18 protein-coding genes are annotated in these 18,283 nt (G+C 53.6%); 9 read left to right on the top strand and 9 right to left on the bottom strand.

All coding sequences use genetic code 11. From position 1 onward, the window contains the following. Positions 1 to 21: 21 nt before the first annotated feature. From FKN99_RS13230 to FKN99_RS13220, 3 genes are read left to right on the top strand one after another with little or no spacing between them, the layout of a single operon-like run. Positions 22 to 1,287 carry a cysteine desulfurase gene (locus tag FKN99_RS13230; RefSeq protein WP_172118321.1) on the top strand — a complete coding sequence of 422 codons (1,266 nt, stop codon included), beginning with the start codon at positions 22 to 24 and terminating at the stop codon, positions 1,285 to 1,287. A 26-nt stretch (positions 1,288 to 1,313) separates the two neighbouring features. Continuing rightward, complete coding sequence (gene sufT, locus FKN99_RS13225; protein WP_172118354.1) at positions 1,314 to 1,883, top strand: putative Fe-S cluster assembly protein SufT; 570 nt, start codon at positions 1,314 to 1,316, stop codon at positions 1,881 to 1,883. A gap of 18 nt (positions 1,884 to 1,901) precedes the next feature. Beyond that, positions 1,902 to 2,624: a SanA/YdcF family protein gene (locus FKN99_RS13220; protein ID WP_172118320.1), complete on the top strand. Its 723-nt coding sequence runs from the start codon at positions 1,902 to 1,904 to the stop codon at positions 2,622 to 2,624. 3 nt (positions 2,625 to 2,627) lie between these two features. Here the strand turns inward: FKN99_RS13220 and FKN99_RS13215 are convergent, their stop codons facing one another. From FKN99_RS13215 to FKN99_RS13200, 4 genes are all read right to left on the bottom strand, one after another. Continuing rightward, a complete protein-coding gene (locus tag FKN99_RS13215) occupies positions 2,628 to 3,074 on the bottom strand; it encodes a hypothetical protein (RefSeq protein WP_172118319.1) in 447 nt (148 codons plus the stop codon). 88 nt (positions 3,075 to 3,162) lie between these two features. Beyond that, on the bottom strand, positions 3,163 to 4,071 hold the full coding sequence (rimK, locus tag FKN99_RS13210) for a 30S ribosomal protein S6--L-glutamate ligase (RefSeq protein WP_087111618.1): 909 nt from the start codon (positions 4,069 to 4,071) through the stop codon (positions 3,163 to 3,165). Between the two features lie 40 nt (positions 4,072 to 4,111). Beyond that, on the bottom strand, positions 4,112 to 4,552 hold the full coding sequence (locus tag FKN99_RS13205; protein ID WP_172118318.1) for an ATP-dependent zinc protease family protein: 441 nt from the start codon (positions 4,550 to 4,552) through the stop codon (positions 4,112 to 4,114). 37 nt (positions 4,553 to 4,589) lie between these two features. Then, on the bottom strand, positions 4,590 to 5,624 hold the full coding sequence (locus FKN99_RS13200; protein WP_172118317.1) for a DUF3549 family protein: 1,035 nt from the start codon (positions 5,622 to 5,624) through the stop codon (positions 4,590 to 4,592). Between the two features lie 286 nt (positions 5,625 to 5,910). Between FKN99_RS13200 and FKN99_RS13195 the strand changes: the two genes are divergently transcribed. Continuing rightward, positions 5,911 to 6,243 carry a YqcC family protein gene (locus FKN99_RS13195; RefSeq protein WP_172118353.1) on the top strand — a complete coding sequence of 111 codons (333 nt, stop codon included), beginning with the start codon at positions 5,911 to 5,913 and terminating at the stop codon, positions 6,241 to 6,243. Between the two features lie 165 nt (positions 6,244 to 6,408). Here FKN99_RS13195 and putP read toward each other — a convergent pair whose 3' ends face one another. The 5 genes from putP to FKN99_RS13170 all read right to left on the bottom strand — a co-directional run bounded on the left by putP (position 6,409) and on the right by FKN99_RS13170 (position 13,423). Beyond that, the gene (putP, locus tag FKN99_RS13190) at positions 6,409 to 7,899 is read right to left on the bottom strand and encodes a sodium/proline symporter PutP (protein ID WP_172118316.1); all 1,491 of its coding nucleotides are present in this window, start codon (positions 7,897 to 7,899) and stop codon (positions 6,409 to 6,411) included. A gap of 309 nt (positions 7,900 to 8,208) precedes the next feature. After that, a complete protein-coding gene (putA, locus tag FKN99_RS13185; protein ID WP_172118315.1) occupies positions 8,209 to 11,400 on the bottom strand; it encodes a bifunctional proline dehydrogenase/L-glutamate gamma-semialdehyde dehydrogenase PutA in 3,192 nt (1,063 codons plus the stop codon). A gap of 149 nt (positions 11,401 to 11,549) precedes the next feature. Further along, positions 11,550 to 12,383, bottom strand: coding sequence for an AraC family transcriptional regulator (locus FKN99_RS13180; protein WP_172118314.1), 834 nt, complete (start codon positions 12,381 to 12,383; stop codon positions 11,550 to 11,552). A 31-nt stretch (positions 12,384 to 12,414) separates the two neighbouring features. Then, complete coding sequence (locus FKN99_RS13175; protein ID WP_172118313.1) at positions 12,415 to 12,774, bottom strand: hypothetical protein; 360 nt, start codon at positions 12,772 to 12,774, stop codon at positions 12,415 to 12,417. Between the two features lie 241 nt (positions 12,775 to 13,015). Next, positions 13,016 to 13,423, bottom strand: a complete 408-nt coding sequence (locus FKN99_RS13170; RefSeq protein WP_172118312.1) for a CBS domain-containing protein — start codon at positions 13,421 to 13,423, stop codon at positions 13,016 to 13,018. 218 nt (positions 13,424 to 13,641) lie between these two features. Between FKN99_RS13170 and FKN99_RS13165 the strand changes: the two genes are divergently transcribed. From FKN99_RS13165 to FKN99_RS13145, 5 genes are all read left to right on the top strand, one after another. After that, positions 13,642 to 14,226: a YqaE/Pmp3 family membrane protein gene (locus FKN99_RS13165; RefSeq protein WP_172118311.1), complete on the top strand. Its 585-nt coding sequence runs from the start codon at positions 13,642 to 13,644 to the stop codon at positions 14,224 to 14,226. An 89-nt stretch (positions 14,227 to 14,315) separates the two neighbouring features. Further along, the gene (locus FKN99_RS13160) at positions 14,316 to 15,185 is read left to right on the top strand and encodes a carboxylate/amino acid/amine transporter (protein ID WP_172118310.1); all 870 of its coding nucleotides are present in this window, start codon (positions 14,316 to 14,318) and stop codon (positions 15,183 to 15,185) included. An 85-nt stretch (positions 15,186 to 15,270) separates the two neighbouring features. Then, on the top strand, positions 15,271 to 16,203 hold the full coding sequence (locus tag FKN99_RS13155) for an NAD(+) kinase (protein ID WP_172118309.1): 933 nt from the start codon (positions 15,271 to 15,273) through the stop codon (positions 16,201 to 16,203). 2 nt (positions 16,204 to 16,205) lie between these two features. After that, positions 16,206 to 17,192: a metallophosphoesterase gene (locus tag FKN99_RS13150; protein WP_172118308.1), complete on the top strand. Its 987-nt coding sequence runs from the start codon at positions 16,206 to 16,208 to the stop codon at positions 17,190 to 17,192. A 233-nt stretch (positions 17,193 to 17,425) separates the two neighbouring features. Continuing rightward, the gene (locus FKN99_RS13145) at positions 17,426 to 18,277 is read left to right on the top strand and encodes a rhomboid family intramembrane serine protease (RefSeq protein WP_172118307.1); all 852 of its coding nucleotides are present in this window, start codon (positions 17,426 to 17,428) and stop codon (positions 18,275 to 18,277) included. Positions 18,278 to 18,283: the final 6 nt, after the last annotated feature.

Genomic DNA, 18,283 nt, shown 5'->3' with positions numbered 1-18,283 from the left:
CGGCCTACTAAGGAGTGATGAATGTCGTCTACGGTACTTGAGAAAGCGACAGCGAATGGCCAGGCACCTTTTGACGTTCTGGCACTACGCAATGACTTCCCGATCCTTCGTCGGGAAGTGCATGGTAAGCCGCTGGTCTATTTGGATAACGCTGCCACCAGCCAGACGCCTCAGCAGGTAATAGACGTGTTTAGCGATTACTACTCGCGCTATAACGCGAATATTCACCGTGGCCTGCATACGCTGGCCGATGAGGCGACGGTGGCGTATGAAAACACACGCCAGCGTGTTAAAGCGTTTCTCAATGCTGAAGAGGCGCGCCAGATTATCTTCACGCGTGGCACGTCGGAAGCCATTAATCTGGTGGCTCAATCATGGGGTCGTACCCACCTGGCAGCAGGTGATGAAGTATTGATCTCACTGCTTGAGCATCACTCCAATATTGTACCGTGGCAGCTGTTGGCGGCTGAGCGTGGTTTTACCATTAAAGTGATTCCGGTGGATGAAGCGGGGGCACTGGATATGGCGGCTTACCGTGCGCTGTTAAGCGAGCGCACTAAATTGGTCGCCGTGAATCATGTGTCTAACGCACTGGGAACCATTAATCCGGTAAAAGAGATGGCGGCACTTGCCCACCAGCATGGTGCGGTCATTCTAATTGACGGCGCGCAGGCGGCACCTCATCAGGAAGTGGATGTACAAGCGATTGATGCCGATTTTTACGCCTTCTCTGGCCACAAGGTTTACGGGCCAACAGGCGTCGGCGTACTTTACGGTAAGCAGGCACTGCTTGAATCCATGCCGCCCTGGCAAGGCGGTGGTGAGATGATCAAGACGGTCTCCTTTGACGTTGGCACTACCTTTGCAGATATTCCGCATAAGTTTGAGGCAGGCACCCCCGCCATTGCTGAAGTCATTGCCTTGGGCCGCGCACTTGAGTGGGTCGAAGGTGTTGGCGTCGCGGCGATTGGAGAGTGGGAAGGGGTGTTGCTTGAACATGCCACTCAAGGCGTAAAGCGCATTGATGGATTGCGGATTGTGGGAACCGCGCCGCACAAGGCCGGGGTGCTATCGTTTGTCGTTGACGGTGCACACTCCCAGGATATTGGTCTGTTGATCGATCAGTTAGGCGTCGCCATACGTACCGGTAATCACTGTGCGCAGCCGCTGCTTCAACACTTTGGCGTGGATGCTACGTGCCGAGCATCGTTTGCGGCGTATAATACCCTCGAAGAAGTGGAGGTGTTTATTGCCGCTCTCAATCGCGTTATTGGCATGGTGCGTTAAGGCAATCTATGAGTAACGAGAAAGCTATGGACATCGAGCAAATCGCGAGCCTTGAGCGGGGCCAGAAATTGCCACTTCAGCGTGACGTGGAAGCTATTGCGATTCCCTTTGGGAAAACGGATATCCTGGCGGAAGATAGCGTTGTTAGCGTGATGCAAGCCAAGGGCAGCTCGGTCAGTGTTGGCTTTGAAGGGCGCCTCTATCTCATAGAGGGGCGCAATTTAGATGCCTTGGGGCTTGAGGCGTTACCGCGCCCGACACTGCACGAAAATGCCAGCGAGGAAGAAATAGAGCAGTTTGTATGGGACCAACTACGGACCTGCTTTGATCCGGAAATCCCGGTTAATATCGTGGATCTCGGGCTGGTGTATGGGTGCCGTATTGAGCGGCTGATTACGGGCGAACAGGTCGTGACGATCCGCATGACGCTGACCGCTCCTGGCTGTGGGATGGGGGATGTCATTGCGGCAGATGCACGTAATAAAATTCTCGGAGCGCCCCAGATTAGCAAGGTCCATACCGAGATTGTGTTCAGCCCTTCCTGGAACCGTGACATGATGAGCGACGAGGCGAAACTTGAGCTTGGCATGTTCTAAGCGCCTCAGGATCGCCGGATGCACAGCGTCTTGCTAAGGTGGATCAAACGCCTGCTAATGTCGCTAGGAGCGTTATTGCTGCTGGCGGCATTGCTATTTGTAGGCGGTAATTTATGGGTAGTAGGTAGCACGGCACGCTACATCGAAAGCCAAGTGCTTGAGTGTCGCCCTGCGGATGTAGGAATTGTATTTGGCACCTCCCACTGGACTCGTAGTGGTCTACGTAACCCGCATTTTCATGCCCGCATGCGTACGTCAGCCCTGCTTGCCAACGAGCAGCGCGTGTCTCATTTGTTGCTGTCGGGGGATAATCGTACCCAAGCGTATAACGAGCCGCGTGCCATGTGGCGTGATTTGCATCGACGAGGCGTACCTGCCGAGCAGCTCACCATGGATTTTGCGGGGTTTAGTACCTACGATACGCTGGCGCGAGCCCGCGACGTTTTTCAGCTTGAGCAGGCGCTTTTGGTGACCCAAAGCTGGCATTTGCCGCGCGCGATATTTATTGGTCGCGCACTTGGGTTGGATGTAATGGGATGCGTTGCAGAAGAGAACCCTGCAGCCGATGAGTGGCGTTTGAGAGCGCGCGAATGGTTGGCGCGAGTTGCGACGCTGGGCGATATCTATATATGGAATCGGCAGCCTTACTTTCTGGGCCCACCCGAACCCATTGAGCTTCAAAACGTCGTGCCATTCACTGCGCCGACGCTTGATAGGCTGGAACCAGAACAAGTTTTATAGAGCTTAGCGCTTTGCTTTACGTTTTTGCAGCGTATAAAGCTCGCGAATAAGCTTACGGCACCCCTGCATGCACTCATCCACCACCGGCTCAATGGGGTCGGGTAGCGGGTGGGTAAACAGGGTAGATAGTGCCTGCATCAAAACTCGCTCTTGCTCTAACAGCTCGTTGATTAATACCTGGCTATCGTTGCCCACAAAGCTTTTTAGACGGCTCCATAGCCATAAAAAATCATCGCGTTCAACGTCAGCATCTCGCGGCAGCATCTTTAAATGTGCTCGTGCAAGTTCCTGGAGAGAGCGCATCTGCTTTAAGCGCGCTGTATAGTGCGGCTTCAGCGCATCACGCAGCGAGGGGCGCAGGCGTTCGATATTGTCCTGGAAATAATCAATGCTGTCGGCCAGCGCTTCTAATACGCTGTCCATCGCCACTTGGCGATTGTCGAGAAACATGAGCGTCTACCTCCTTCGGTGACGCAGATTGTGGGGGGGGCAGCAAATATTTGCCACCCCTCATACGGATTATTTTTGGTTTTTTCCCTTAACCTTTAGGCTTGGGCGGCGCTTTACGATTTGGAGAGGCATTTTTTTCAATATGTTCAATGATCAAGCCTGCAATATCCTTACCGGTTGAGTTCTCGATACCCTGAAGGCCTGGTGAGGAATTGACTTCCATAATGACTGGCCCGTGGTTAGAGCGTAAAAGATCGACCCCCGCAACGCGTAGGCCCATGGCTTTGGCTGCCCGAATGGCCGTTGAGCGCTCTTCCGGCGTAATCCGAATAACACTGGCCGTGCCGCCCCGGTGTAAATTAGAACGGAACTCGCCTTCTGCTGCCTGGCGCTTCATGGAAGCGACGACTTTATCACCAATAACAAAGCAGCGTATATCCGCGCCGCGAGCTTCCTTGATGTACTCCTGAACCATGATGTTGGCCTTCATGCCCATGAACGCTTGAATCACCGATTCAGCGGCCTGGTTGGTTTCCGCCAATACAACGCCGATGCCTTGCGTGCCTTCCAGCAGTTTGATGACCAGTGGGGCGCCTTTAACCATGGTAATCAGGTCCGGAATATCATCCGGCGAATGGGCAAAGCCGGTAATCGGCAGCCCAAGTCCCTTGCGCGAAAGCAACTGGAGCGAGCGCAGCTTGTCACGGGAACGAGTAATGGCAACGGAGTCATTAATAACGTAGGTGCCCATCATTTCAAACTGACGCAGTACCGCACAGCCATAGAACGTTACTGAGGCGCCAATGCGCGGAATGACAGCATCGAACGGCTCAATTTCCTGCCCCTTGTAGTGAATAGAAGGGTGGTGAGATGCAATACTCATGTAGCAGCGCAACGTATCAACAACACGGGCCGAGTGCCCACGCTGCTCAGCAGCCTCGATGAGGCGACGTGTCGAGTACAAATTGCGATTACGTGACAGTAGTGCGATATGCATTCAGGACTCCGGGCCAAATAAAGGGCTAATCGTCATTAATTTAAGGCTCGCCATGTAAAAATGCAGCGCCCGGGGCCACTAGCAGGCGGCGCATGGCGCGGCGCCCTAATAGCATGGCGTGACGCATATTGCTGCGATCTGTCAATGTCAATTCAACAGGAAAGCTCATCTGGCCCATTTCCATCATCGTACGAACAACATATCGCCATTCGCTATGCCCATTTGAGCTGATCACCCGGCGTCTATCATGCAGATGCATTTTTAGGCGATGAGCGGGCGTTTCTGGCCCACCGCTATGGGTGATAAAGCTAATCCATAGCTGCCCATGCTCATCTTCATGTGTTTCAATTTCCTCGGCATGTAGTGCTGATGTACGTGCCCCGGTATCTGCCTTACAGCATAGGTGAAGCCCCAGCTCAGGCAACGTCACCATCTCGCGGCGGCCAATAACCGCTTTAGCCTGGTAGGGTAGTTCCTTCACGGCTGACTCCTTGAAATTTGTTAATAGCGCTGCCCATTTAACGGCTAGCCGCTGATGTCATGGCCGCCATACGACGCTGTATGGCCGAGCCGTTAGGGGCATCTCGTAACGCTACCATTATTGGTAGCCGTAAACGCGGTATTAAAGCAAGGTCGCGCACGACCGCAGAAAAGTTGGTCCGTTCATCCTCCGCCAAGCGGCTCAGGAAAAGCGGTAAACGATGCGCGTCTTCCAGTAAGAGCCAACCGCGGCCAGCCATCGCAGCCAGTACATCGGGTCCACACGCATGAGCGTCTTCCAGCAAGCTTGTATACCAGTCGCCTACGCTTGGTTGGCACGTGCTACCCACCGCACGAATACAGGCGCAGAGCGTTTCAACATCGCCTTCACTCGCCGCTTTTTCACCTATCTCACGCAGCGCCAATACGACCGACGCCGCTAGAGGCTGATGCTCTAAACAGTAGCAGAGTGAGTGCACAACGCTAGTGGGTAGGGTGGCGAGCCGGGGGGCCAGGGTGTTGGCCTGGGAATCATCCATGCGTGCCGTGAAATCGGCGATTCCTTGAAGCCCCAGTGCTTGCCAATCAATGGTTTGCTGGCCGGTCAGGTAGGCTTCAACAGGCTCGAAATGTTGGCTGGCGGGCAGTCCACGCTCTTGCGTTGCTAAGGCGTTGAGCACTGCCTGGCAGGTTACGTTAGGCGTAAAGGCGAGCGGATTATCCGTCATTAAATGATCCACGTCTTTAGCGTTTTGGCCTACGTATGCAACATTTTTCCCCAGGGTTTCCATCAGGCGATTTAAAAATCCATCGCGCTGAGCAGGGGAGAGCAGCCCCTGCTCGTCAAGAGGAAGCGCTAAAAACCATATCGCCGGTTCGGGCATGTCGCCTAGCCGAAATATGGCCGCGAAGCGTGCCTGACCTTGCCAGGGCTCGGGCCAGGCACATTGGCCACGCTCAAAGCGACTCAGTGTGTCACGCGAGCAGGCACTCACGCGTCGGCCCATATAATAGAGCGAAACCTCGGCGCCACTACGTGTAAAAAAATCATCAATGGTCTGAATCGGTTGCATGATGTCCTTCCGCTTTGCAAGCCTGCACTCTACCTTGACCGCTGCACAGTGTCAGCCGTAACGGTCGATAAATTGGTGCTTTTTTATACGGATGATCAAAAAATGAACAACTTCCCGTAAGCCTCTTGAGAGTAGCGTTAGCGAGACCTTTCCATAGTTTATCCACAGCCTCTTGCAGGTTTTCTGTGAATCGGTGAATAACCTGAGTTGGCGGGGGATAAAGTGGTAACTCGTGGGCAGAGTTGGGATAATGGGCATTAACCAAACTGATTTGACCAAGGTGTATATGAGCGTCCATCAACAGCTTCAAACCGCGCTTCTTGAGCTTGAAGCCGCCATGAAGGCCGCCAATTTATGGCGCGTCCCCACGCCGGATGTAACGGCGTTCGCAAGCCAGGAACCCTTCTGTATTGATACGATGTCGCTGCCCCAATGGGTGCGTTTTGTATTCGTGGCACGGCTGAATGCGCTCGCCGAAGCGAAAGCGCCAATGCCTGCGAAATGCGAGGTAGCCCCGGCAATGGCCGCCTATCTTATTCAGGAAAAAGTACGCCCCAGCGACCAATGGCTGGTCGTGCGTGCTTTTGAGAAAGTCGACCAGCTGGTTACCGAGAATTAATCGGTAGTACGTCGCCTTGTATGCGTTGCGTCAGAATTCGTTGGTGACGCATCCAAAAGCGATGACCGACGGGTGACCGATCAGTTGCGCGTTTGTTAGTACCGTTGTGCAATACGAAAAGGCCACCTCGCGGTGGCCCTGGTAACGCTCTATTTATCTACTGCGTTAGGACTCAATACGCTGATATTCACCGGCATCAGCGGTCATGCTACTTACCACCATAATGGCGATGAAAGAAGCGATGAAGCCGGGGATGATTTCATAGATGCCGGGGCCACCCATAAACTCGCCGTTCCAACCCAGTGCGATCCAGATAATAACGGTGAGAGCACCTACCACCATGCCTGCAATGGCACCCGCGCCGTTGGTGCGTGGCCACATGAGTGACAGAAGGATTAACGGACCGAAAGCGGCACCAAAACCTGCCCAAGCGTTACTCACCAGGCCGAGTACCTGTGACTCTGGATCAGAGGCGATAATGGCGGCTATCAGGCCTACCAGCACGACACAAATCCGGCCAACGGTAACGGTCTGCTTTTCCGATGCTTGTTTGTTCAGGAACAGGCGGTAGATATCCTCTGTCAGTGATGAAGACGCCACCAGAAGCTGGCTGGAAATAGTACTCATCACTGCCGCCAGAAGGGCCGCAAAAAGGAAGCCGGTCACCAGCGGATGGAATAAAAGCTCTGCCAGGATAATAAAGATAGTTTCGGGATCCTGAATTTCCAGGCCATTACGAATAGCGTAAGCCCGGCCAAAAATACCGAGCGAGATGGCGCCAATCAGGGAAATAGCCATCCAACCCATACCAATATTACGGGCGGTAGGCACATCTTTCAGATGCCGGATAGCCATAAAGCGCACGATAATATGCGGCTGACCGAAATAACCCAGCCCCCAGGTCACCGCCGAGAGCCAGCCAATAAAGGTCAAGCCCTCTGTCCACGACAGTAGCGTTGGATCGACTTCATTAAGGGTCTGGGTTGCTTGGCTGAAGCCTCCACCGCCTTCGCCGAACAGCACCACTGCGGGCATGATAATTAGCGCCAGCATCATAATGCAGCCTTGTACAAAGTCCGTCAGGCTTACGGCCAAAAAGCCGCCCACTACGGTGTAGACAAGTACCACGCCCAGCGTGATGATGATGCCGGTTGCATAATCGCTTAGGCCACCAACATTCACCAAGCCAGAAAACGCACTTTCGAATAGCTTACCGCCAGCCACCAAGCCTGACGCGGTGTAGACCGCGAAGAAGATGACGATGACAATCGCCGAGACCGTTTTCAGTGACATTGCCCGGGTCGGGAATCGGTTAGCCAAAAAGGCGGGGATGGTGATTGCATTGCCATAGTGAACGGTCTGTTCACGCAGGCGGGGTGCAACCAGAAGCCAGTTGAAGAAGGCCCCGACGAACAGGCCGATGCCGATCCAGGCAGAGCCCAGGCCCGATACAAACATCGCGCCAGGTAAACCCAGCAGCAGCCAGCCACTCATGTCTGAGGCACCCGCTGAAAGAGCGGCTACTTTAGGACTTAAGGTACGACCGCCTAGCACGTAATCTTCAGAGGTGGATGTCGATGTGCGCATCGCATAAAGCCCGATGCCGATCATCAGCGCAAAGTAAGCAAAAAGGCTGATCCAAACGCCAATAGCCATGAAATTCTCCCGTTTATCAAGTCGGATAGCACCGACCGGTGAGTGCGCTTACCGAGCTATGCTTGGTAATAGCACAGACTTATTGTTGTTAACCCTATTTCTTGTTAACCCAGCCTTTTGTTCACGCTGTGACCTGCAAACATTTGGCGAAGGTACCGTCAAAAAGAGGTTTCAAGCGTTTATTTGCCATATTCCCTGTGCCTAATGCCCCCCTTCTGTGGAGGGGGCATGTAAAGGCCGTTACGCTTTTATTTTCAACCATGAGAGATCCTTTTTGAGGAGTTCAGGTTTTCCATTTAGATGAGCTATTTACTCATCGCCTAGCGCCAGCAAGGACGCATTCCCGCCTAAAGCGGCCGTATTGTTAGTAATCGTCTTTTCAGTGATAAAACGCTGCAGGTAATTCGGCCCGCCTGCTTTAGGGCCTGTACCTGAAAGCCCTTGTCCACCAAAGGGTTGAACGCCTACTACGGCCCCAATGATATTACGATTAATGTACACATTGCCCGCACGAATTTTCTGTGCAATGCCCGCAGCAAAGGATTCATTACGGCTATGGACCCCAAACGTTAGCCCGTAACCCCGGCTATTGATGTCGCTGATCACCTGGTCAAGCTCGCTGGCCTTATAGCGCACAATGTGCAGTATAGGGCCGAATTGTTCGCGGGTTAACGCATTGATACTGTCGATAGTAAAGGCCACGGGGGCCACGAAGGTACCGTTTTCGGTGTGCTCGGCTGACATGGGCGTTTCGGCGACCAGGCGATCTTCCCCTTTAAGCTTTTCGATATGCTCAAGCAGGCCCTTGCGCGCCTCCTCGTCGATTACCGGGCCAACGTCAGTACCCAAATCGCGCGGATCACCGATACGCAGCTCGTTCATTGCGCCTTTTAAAATCGTGATGACGCGGTCGGCAACGTCGTCTTGCAGGTAAAGAACTCGCAATGCCGAGCAGCGTTGACCAGCGCTTTGGAACGCAGACTGGATAACATCCACCACGACCTGCTCGGGAAGCGCGGTAGAGTCGACAATCATGGCGTTCATGCCGCCGGTTTCAGCAATCAGCGTGGGCAGCGGCGCATTTTCACGCGCAGCCAAGGCACGGTTGATGATCTGCGCCGTGTCGGTGCCGCCGGTAAATACCACGCCAGTAATGCGTGGGTCAGAGGTCAACACGCTGCCCACGGTCGGGCCATCGCCTGGCAGCAACTGAACCACATCGCGTGGCAAGCCCGCTTCATAAAGTAGCTCGATCACCCGGTGGGCGACAATTGACGTTTGCTCGGCAGGCTTGGCCAGCACGGTATTGCCCGCAACCGCCGCCGCAACAATCTGCCCGCAGAAAATCGCCACCGGGAAGTTCCACGGACTGATCGCGGCAAACACGCCTTTACCGCCCATGATTAGCTGGTTGGATTCACCGGTCGGGCCAGGCAGCTCAATCGGCTCGCCGAAGGAGTCTTCCGCGCGCATGGCGTAATAGCGGCAGAAATCGACGGCTTCTTTGATCTCGTCCACACCGTCCGTTAAGAGCTTGCCGCCTTCGCGTGAGCAAAGGGTCATAAGCTCCGGCATGTGCTCTTCCATCAGGTCAGCCAAACGGCGCAGCACGGCAGCACGTTCGGTAACCGGCGTGGTTTCCCAGCGCGGGAAGGCATTCCAGGCAGCGTCAAGCGCCTTGGTGGCCTGTTCTTTGGTTGTCCACTGAACGCTGCCTACGCTTTGACGGCGATCAAAGGGGCAGGTCACGTTGTGGGTATTGGCAGCATCGTCCGCCACATCGAACGCCAGCAGCGGTTTGACCGGGTACTGCTTATCCATAAAGACGGCCATCTTATCCATTAACGGATAGAAGTGGCTGCGGATATTCAGGTTGACGCCTCGCGAGTTGCGCCGCTTGGACCCGTAAATATCCTTGGGTAGCGGAATCTGCGTATTGGCTAAGGATGTCTGCTTACGCAGAGCCTCTATGGGGTGCTGGCAAAGCCATTCAACCGGCACGTCGGGATCGACCAATTGGTGAACAAACGACGAATTCGCGCCGTTTTCCAGCAAGCGGCGAACCAGATAGGGGAGCAGGTCTTTGTGCGCGCCGACTGGCGCGTAGATGCGGCAGTACGTACCTTGGGGAGCGCGCTTCAGGGCGGCTTCATAAAGGGCTTCGCCCATGCCGTGCAAACGCTGGAACTCAAACGGACGACTATCGTGATTGGCTAATTCAAGAATAGTCGTAACCGTATGCGCGTTATGGGTCGCAAACTGGGGGAAAATGCGCCCGAGGGTGTCGTTTGACAGCAGGAACTGAGCACAGGCCAGGTAGGCAACATCCGTGCACGCCTTGCGGGTATAGACGGGATAGCCGTCGACACCTAACTGCTGAGACTCCTTGATTTCGCTATCCCAGTAAGCGCCTTTCACCAAACGCAGCGGAATTTCATCACCTTGCTCATCCGCCAAGCGGTTAATGTAGTGCAGTACCGGCAGGGCGCGCTTGGAGTACGCCTGCACGACCAGTCCAAAGTGTTCCCAGCCTTTTACCGCATCGCTTGAGTAAACGTCGCGGAAAACTTCCAACGAAAGCTCCAGACGGTCAACTTCTTCGGCATCAATGGTGACCGCCACATCCAGCTCGCGAGCTTTGGTGACCAGCTTGATAACTGTATCAACCAGCTCTGCCAGCACCTGTTCGCGGCGACCAAACTCATAGCGGGGATGCAGCGCTGAGAGTTTGATCGATACCGAAGGCTTGGGCGTTTTATCACTTAAGTGCTGGGACGTTTTACCCACCTGCTCTATGGCGCGGGCGTAGTCGTCAAAGTAGCGTTTGGCATCATCGTGGGTGCGTGCGGCTTCACCCAGCATGTCGTAGGAGTAGGTGTAACCTTTATTGAATAGCGGCTTGGAGCGTTTTAACGCTTCGTTAATATCACGGCCCAATACGAACTGCTTGCCCATGATTTTCATCGCTTCAACCATCGCGCGACGAATCACAGGCTCACCCATACGATTAACCATGCGGTTAATAAACGTCGCAGGCTGGCCATCTTTAGGGTGATCAAGCTTCAGGACACGGCCGGTCATTAACAGGCCCCATGTGGAGGCGTTTACCATCCACGACTCACTTTTGCCGGCATAAGATTGCCAGTCAGCGGGGCCAAGCTTATCTTCAATCAGCGCATCAGCGGTGGCTTTGTCGGGAATACGCAGCATCGCTTCAGCCAGACACATCAGCATTAGCCCTTCGTGGGTATCCAGGCTGTACTGCTGTAGGAGCTCATCAATGGTATCTACCGCCGTGTCCATTTCACGAACATCGTGGATGAGCGCTGCGGTATTGGCTTCAATGCGGGAAAAATCGTCGCGATCCGCATCCAGCCACGTGATTAATTCGCTGACGTAGGTTTCTTCGTCCACAAGGTAGTGGTCGCTTACCTGAGCCATCAGCGTATCAAGGTCCGTTTGCCAGGTGGCAGAGTCACGCATGTTTTTAGCGTTGAGCATTGAGGCCCCCGTAAATTTACATAAAACGAGTAGGTGGTAGGGCATTTCGCCCAAGCTGCGCTCGAATGTAGAGTGGTCTGTGTTTCCGTGTATGTCGTTTTCTCGGTAAAACGTGTCAATTTCGCGGCAAGCAGAGCTACTTTGCGACCTTAGTAGTGTGTGCTTGATGCTGCCAGTGGTTTTTTGAGCATAGTGGAGGATGCTGTCGTTAGCGAAACCGGTGCCTCTTGGCGTAGAGCACGGGGCGATATGCCGTAGCTGCGCCGAAACGCATGAGAGAGTGCGCTCTGGTTGGCAAATCCTGTTTGAATGGCAATGTCGGTTAACGGCAACCGACTTTGCAAAATCAACTGACGAGCCGCGTGAAGTCGTCGGCGCTTAACGTATTGCCAAGGCGAAAGTCCTGTCTGATTACGGAAGCACTCTGAAAAGTGGGCTTCACTGAGGCAGGCAAGCCTGGCCAAGTCAGCAACGCGCAGCTCATCGGCCAAGTGGCGGTTAATAAAGCGGTCGATAAGAGAGACATCAATTCTGCGCAGAGAAGCCGATGGGGTATGCTCAAGGCGCGCTTTGAGCGAGCCCAGTAGCGTGGCGGCCAAGCGGTCTTGCTGAAACGAGACAGGTGAGGTATCAAACCCTTGGGCAAGCTCGCTTTCCATAAACGCCAGGTAGTGGCGTAAAGGGTTATCTAACGCAAAAAAGCGCGGCACATCAAACAGGGCGACCAGCTCGCGGTGTTCACCTGTCAGGGCGGGCGCATTTTCTGGCAGATCAATAATCAACTGCCGGTTATGACCATGGCCTGAGTAGTAGTGCTCGTGATTGGCAGGCACGATACAGCCTGAGAACGCATTTACACGTCCGCCGAGCCCCTCAATTTCAAACTCCGAGGAACCACACAACGTAATCACAATTTGGTGAAAGTCATGTGCGTGATGATGGGTTGCGCTCGCCAGCGGTATTTTGCGAATAGTACTGGGCATCAGGTTGTCTCCTCGGCGCTTTCAACCGCATCTACGTTTGACGCAAGGCGGTATGAGCCGCCAGATGATCTCGTAATACTTGTAGCTCCGCTTGCCCTTCCTGATTTAATAGCGGTTTGCCTTGGGCGATTTGCCAGCGTCGCCCATGCAGCTCCATTAAACGCGACGCTCTGCGTCGAATGCCGTCCAGATAGTCATTATGACGTATTGGATAGCCGATAATCGTATCCCACTCGGCTTCGCTCACTTGGCTATCCAGGGCCTTGTCAAACAGTGCCAGCAAATCCTTTGGCTCGGTACGGTAGCGCGGCGTACCTACCGTCATCAGGGCTAATAAAACAGCACCTATCACCAGCAGGCAGACGCCGAGTACCAGTAGGTACAGTGCCATGCATCCACTCCTGTGCTCTTTAATGAATTGAATGCTTAAGTATACGCGCGACCTCTTGAAGACAAAAATTTTAAACGATGGCGAACTTTTTCGGCGCAAGGTGTCTGAAGTAGTACGACAACGTAGCGATAGCAGTCGCTAATAGTGTTGTCCTAGCTATTGTTTCTCGATCCCTTGCTTCCGCTGCCTTTTGGGCAGCGGTTTTTTTATGCGCCACTGTTTTTTCATACGCACATCGTTATCAATGGCGGCGAATGGTTAACAAGGCCATAAGAATATCGCGCCGGGTCACGATGCCGACGAGTCGCTGTTGTTCAACCACCGGGTAAACCTTGGGTTTGTCTCCGAGCATTTCCTGGGCAAGGTCTGTGATGCTTTTGTTAGGTGTGGTGGTAAGCACCTCTTCGCGCATCAGCTCACCCACCAGTGGCGACTCATGGTCATGGTATAAGCAGTCAAGCACACGGCCTAGTACATCTTTCTCAGAAATATAACCGATTAATCGATCTGCCATATCGACTACCGGCACACCAGGCAGGCGATGAAGTGCCAGCCCTTGTGACAGCGTGGTAATTGAGGTAGATGGCGAAACGCGGTAACAATCCTTGGACATGATATCGCGGACAATATGCGGGCTTGGGTGTTTCATCTTGGCACTCCTTACGCACACTTTCATTTACCTTACTTGTGTGTGCAGCATTTGGCGAAGGCATCGTGGCTAAGTGCAACGTTTATGATGTTATTCGATAATAGGGTGAGTAACGTCTTAAACGTATTTACTCACTGTAGATGATTTAGGCGTAGTTGATGTAGGTGGACGCCACGCCTATTCAACGCTTTGCTGAACGTGACTCAAAGGAGCTTTACATGGATGCACGCGAATACCTGAACCGCAAAGGCGTCGGTGTCGAGCGGGAATCTGACCGCCCCAATACCCTTGAGGAAAAATCCTGGGAGCGAGCCCGCGGGGCAGGGGAGCAGCGGCCCAAGTCGGGTACCCCTCATGATTGGGAGGATTGGGAGCGCTATCACGACGAGCTGGCGAAAGATGCCAGCGAGCTAGAGCAAAAAATTGATAAGCAGGCACATCGAAAAGAGACACTTGAGGCAACGCCTGCCGAGCAGGCGCACGTGGCGGTAGAGCACTTTACGCCTCCTAAGCCATCGTCAGCGCCCCATCCGCATGTCGCCAACCCCGATGCGCAAGTTGTAAGGCCTGACATCACGCTTGGCGAGCCTCACTCAAGTGCTGATCAACCTTCGGCCAGGCGTGCGGATAGCGAGCCAGGCGCACTCAAGGCAGCCTATCTCGCCTTGGCTGTTTTGCTCCCGCCGTTAGCACTGGGGCTCACCGGCGCGGGAGGCACGCGCCTGCTTATTGGCATTGTGTTAACGCTGCTGGGTTGGCTGCCTGGGGTTATCTATGCACTTGTGTGGCTCCAGCGTCGTTAACTTATTGCTTGGTTGTTGGTTTACCTGTTGGCAGACCCTGAGAAATCCGTATAATTTGCGTAAACTCTTTCTAAGAAACGAGGTTTACGGTGGGCTATCTAATTAGCGTGACAGCGCTTTGGGCGTTTTCCTTTTCTTTAATCGGGGTTTATCTAGCGGGGCAAGTCGATAGTTATTTCGCGGTGCTTGTGCGGGTAACCCTGGCGATGCTGGTTTTTTTACCCTTTTTGCGCCCCAGCCTGCTACGCGGCAAACAGCGTATTACGCTGATGGCGCTTGGCGCCATTCAACTTGGGGTGATGTACACCTTTCTTTATCAGTCGTTTCTACTGCTTTCAGTGCCAGAAGTGCTGCTCTTCACCATCTTTACGCCGGTGTATATCGCTTTACTGGATGATCTGTTGTTTGGCCGTTTCACGCCTATCTACTTACTTACCGCGCTATTGGCCGTTGTGGGGGCTGCTGTCATTCGCTATGACGGGATCGACAGTGGCTTCTGGCTCGGTTTTTTTGTGGTCCAGGGGGCCAATCTCTGCTTTGCGCTAGGCCAGGTCGGGTATCGCCGCTTGGCCGCAGACTTGCCGGCTGACCTTGCGTGGCATAACGTTTTTGGATGGTTTTTCATTGGCGCCATGGTCGTTGCACTACCGGCTTATTTATTGTTCGGCAATAGTGCGGCGTTACCCAGCACACCGCTGCAGTGGGGAGTGCTTGCCTGGCTTGGTCTGGCCGCCTCTGGTGTGGGGTATTTTGCCTGGAACCAAGGCGCTACCCGCGTCGATGCCGGTACTTTGGCGATCATGAATAATGCACTCATCCCGGCCGGGTTATTGGTTAACCTTGTCATCTGGAGCCGTGAGGCCGATATCGTTCGACTACTGCTGGGCGCACTGATCATGGCGGCCTCGCTCTGGTTGAATCACTGGTTACTCCAGCGACGTAAGGTAGCGGCAGCCTAAGAGTTTCTCTTGATTTGGTTAGGCGTATTTGCCCGATACTCCCGGTATCCCCATAATGTCAGGCTGATGCTAGCGAGAGCCGCCCATGCCTAACACGTCACCACCCACTTCAGCGCCGCTAACCGGCCAAGGAAGCTCACGGCCCTTTAAAACGATTGGCTTAATTGGGCGCTTGGGCAGCGAGAAAGTCATCGACTCGTTGCAGCGGCTCATTAGCTACCTGGTCGAGCATGATTACAGCGTTTTGATTGAAGACCGTACGGCAACGGCGCTTCCCCAACACGGGCAGCCGGAAGCCAGCCGCCGTATGCTGGGCGAGCTTTGCGACCTTGTTATTGTGATCGGCGGGGACGGTAGCCTGTTAGGCGCCGCCCGCACATTGTGCCGCAGCGGGACACTGATGTTAGGCGTTAACCGTGGCCGCTTAGGGTTTCTTACCGATATCTCGCCTGACGAGCTGGAAAGCCGGGTGGGCGAAGTATTGGCGGGCGAATTTGAAATTGAGCAGCGTTTTTTGCTGGAAGCGGTGCTTTATCGTAACGGCGTTGCGGTCGGCAATGGTGATGCATTGAATGAAGTCGTCGTGCATCCGGGTAAAGCCGTCCGCATGATTGAATTTGAACTGTTTATTGATGGTCAGTTTGTTTACAGCCAGCGCAGCGATGGCTTGATTATCGCAACGCCTACCGGCTCTACCGCGTATGCACTTTCCGGCGGTGGCCCCATCATGCATCCCAAGCTTGATGTCGTGACGCTGGTGCCGATGTTCCCGCATACGCTTTCCAGCCGACCGATTGTGATTGATGCCGCCAGTGAGATTCGAATTCATATTGGTGAAACCAACCAGACCTACCCGCACATTAGCTGCGATGGACAAACCCGGGCAGTTGCTAAGCCGGATGATGTACTGGTGATAAAGCGCAAAGCCGAACGTGTGCAGCTTGTGCATCCTATCGGACATAACTTCTATGATGTGCTGCGCAGTAAATTGGGTTGGAGCCACCGGTTAGGGGATTAAGCATGGCAGGCTACGACCTGATTGGTGATGTTCACGGCTGCGGTGCCACGCTAGTCACCTTGTTAGAAATGCTGGGTTACCGCGAACAGCGTGGCGTTTATCGCCATCCGCAGCGTAAAGTTATCTTTTTGGGTGACCTGATTGACCGTGGCCCACGTATTCGCCTCGCCGTCACCGTTGCGCGACGCATGGTCGAGGAGGGCGAAGCCTATATTGTGATGGGCAATCACGAACATAATGCACTCGCCTATATGCACCCGGCGCCACCCGGTAGCCATAAGCGTTGGCTGCGTGAGCATACGCCGCGCCATAATCGCATCATGGAAGACACGTTGGCGCAGTATCAGGACTACACCAATGAGTGGGATGACACGCTCGCCTGGTTTAAAACACTGCCGCTTTTTTTAGAAATCGACGGTATTCGCGTGGTACATGCCTGTTGGGACGATAGGTTGATCGAGCAGTTAAAACAGCGCCTGCCTGATGGCCGTATGGATACGCGATTTTTGATCGAATCTACTGATCCTGGCACACAAGCCTATCGCATCATTGACCGATTAACCCGTGGGGCCAACATTCCCTTGCCTGGCGGTATCGCGATTCATTCAGGCGATGGCTATACACGGCAAAGCTTTCGAGCGCATTTTTGGGCCGCTAATCCAACCCGTTGGGGTGATGTGGTTTTTCAACCCGATCACTTGCCTGGCGACCTGGAAACACGTCTATTAACCGAAAACGAGCGCCAGCGTTTGAGTTACTATGGGCCGGAGCAGCCGCCTCTGTTTATAGGCCATTACTGGTGTGAAGGTATTCCTGCGTTACCTGCTCCCAATATTGCGTGTTTGGATTATAGTGCTGTCAAGTATGGCCGTTTGGTCGCCTATCGATGGGACGGCGAAACACCGCTGAATGCAGATAATTTCGTTTGGGTAGAAGTGATTAAAGAAGAACGTTCCCAAGCCAATTTATATGGAAACGATTTTTATTAACCTATGTTGTCTTAATATACAAGGCTTTACATTTTTTTTATAAAACTGCTGAACTAACTGTGCGGTCGGCCATCAGAGTAGGTGTTCCCTTGAATGATCCCTTGCTTTATCCGGCGGCCCCCTCCGCCGGTTTTTTTTGGCCATGATTTTTTGCTTATGGTATTTGTCTTCATGCAGCAATAGTCGATGAAGGGGTTGGTTTTCAAAGGCGAGGGCCTCAATAGGGAGAGTTTATGCACCCCGTAATGCACTTACCAAGTGATGCTGATACGCAGGAACTGCGTAAAGCACTTTGGCACTATCGAATTGGGCATCGCATTACAGAAGAAGCCGAGGGCCCTCTGCTTTGGATAGCCGACCCACGTCAGCACGCAGAGCTTAAAAGCCTGGTAGCGCGCTGGGAGCGTGGCGAAGCACTTATTGTTGATCAGCCCGCCAATCGTCGCTACGCATCCGGCAATATACTAACCACCTTGCGCCATGTTCCTGTTACCGCTATCGCGATGGCTATTAGTCTTGTGATATTTGCGTTAACGGGGGTGTTGGGTGATAGCGTCGTGATGGCGTTAACCATCGTGCCGATAGAAATTTCGGGCAATCAGTTTGTATATCGCAGCTTAACCGATGGGCTAATAAACGGGCAGGTATGGCGGCTGCTTTCACCGGCATTCCTGCACTTTGGCTGGATGCACTTGATCTTCAACCTTATGTGGTTATGGTACTTTGGGCGCCAGGTGGAGGTGCTACAAGGCAGCCGTACCATGTTGCTTCTGCTTTTAGTTGCGGGTATCGGCGCTAATCTTGCGCAATATTTTACCGGAACCGTGCTGTTTGGCGGTATGTCGGGCGTGGTTTATGCCCTGCTAGGGCATGTTTGGGTGATGTCGCGACGTGCGCCACAACGTGGTTTTTTCGTTCCTCAAATGCTGGTTGTGTTTATGTTGGGGTGGATGGTGTTCACCATGACCGATATGGCCAGTTGGGTAGGTTTTGGCAATGTCGCTAACGAAGCACATTTAGGTGGGCTCCTCGTCGGGCTTATTACTGGCGTGTATTATTCGTCTCGCCGTTTGAAAACAGATTAAGAGATC

The organism is Halomonas hibernica, assembly GCF_013183775.1.
Taxonomy (GTDB): Bacteria; Pseudomonadota; Gammaproteobacteria; order Pseudomonadales; family Halomonadaceae; genus Vreelandella; species Vreelandella citrativorans.
The sequence above is the reverse complement of the archived record's forward strand: the minus strand, read 5'-3'. Positions and strand labels throughout refer to the sequence as shown.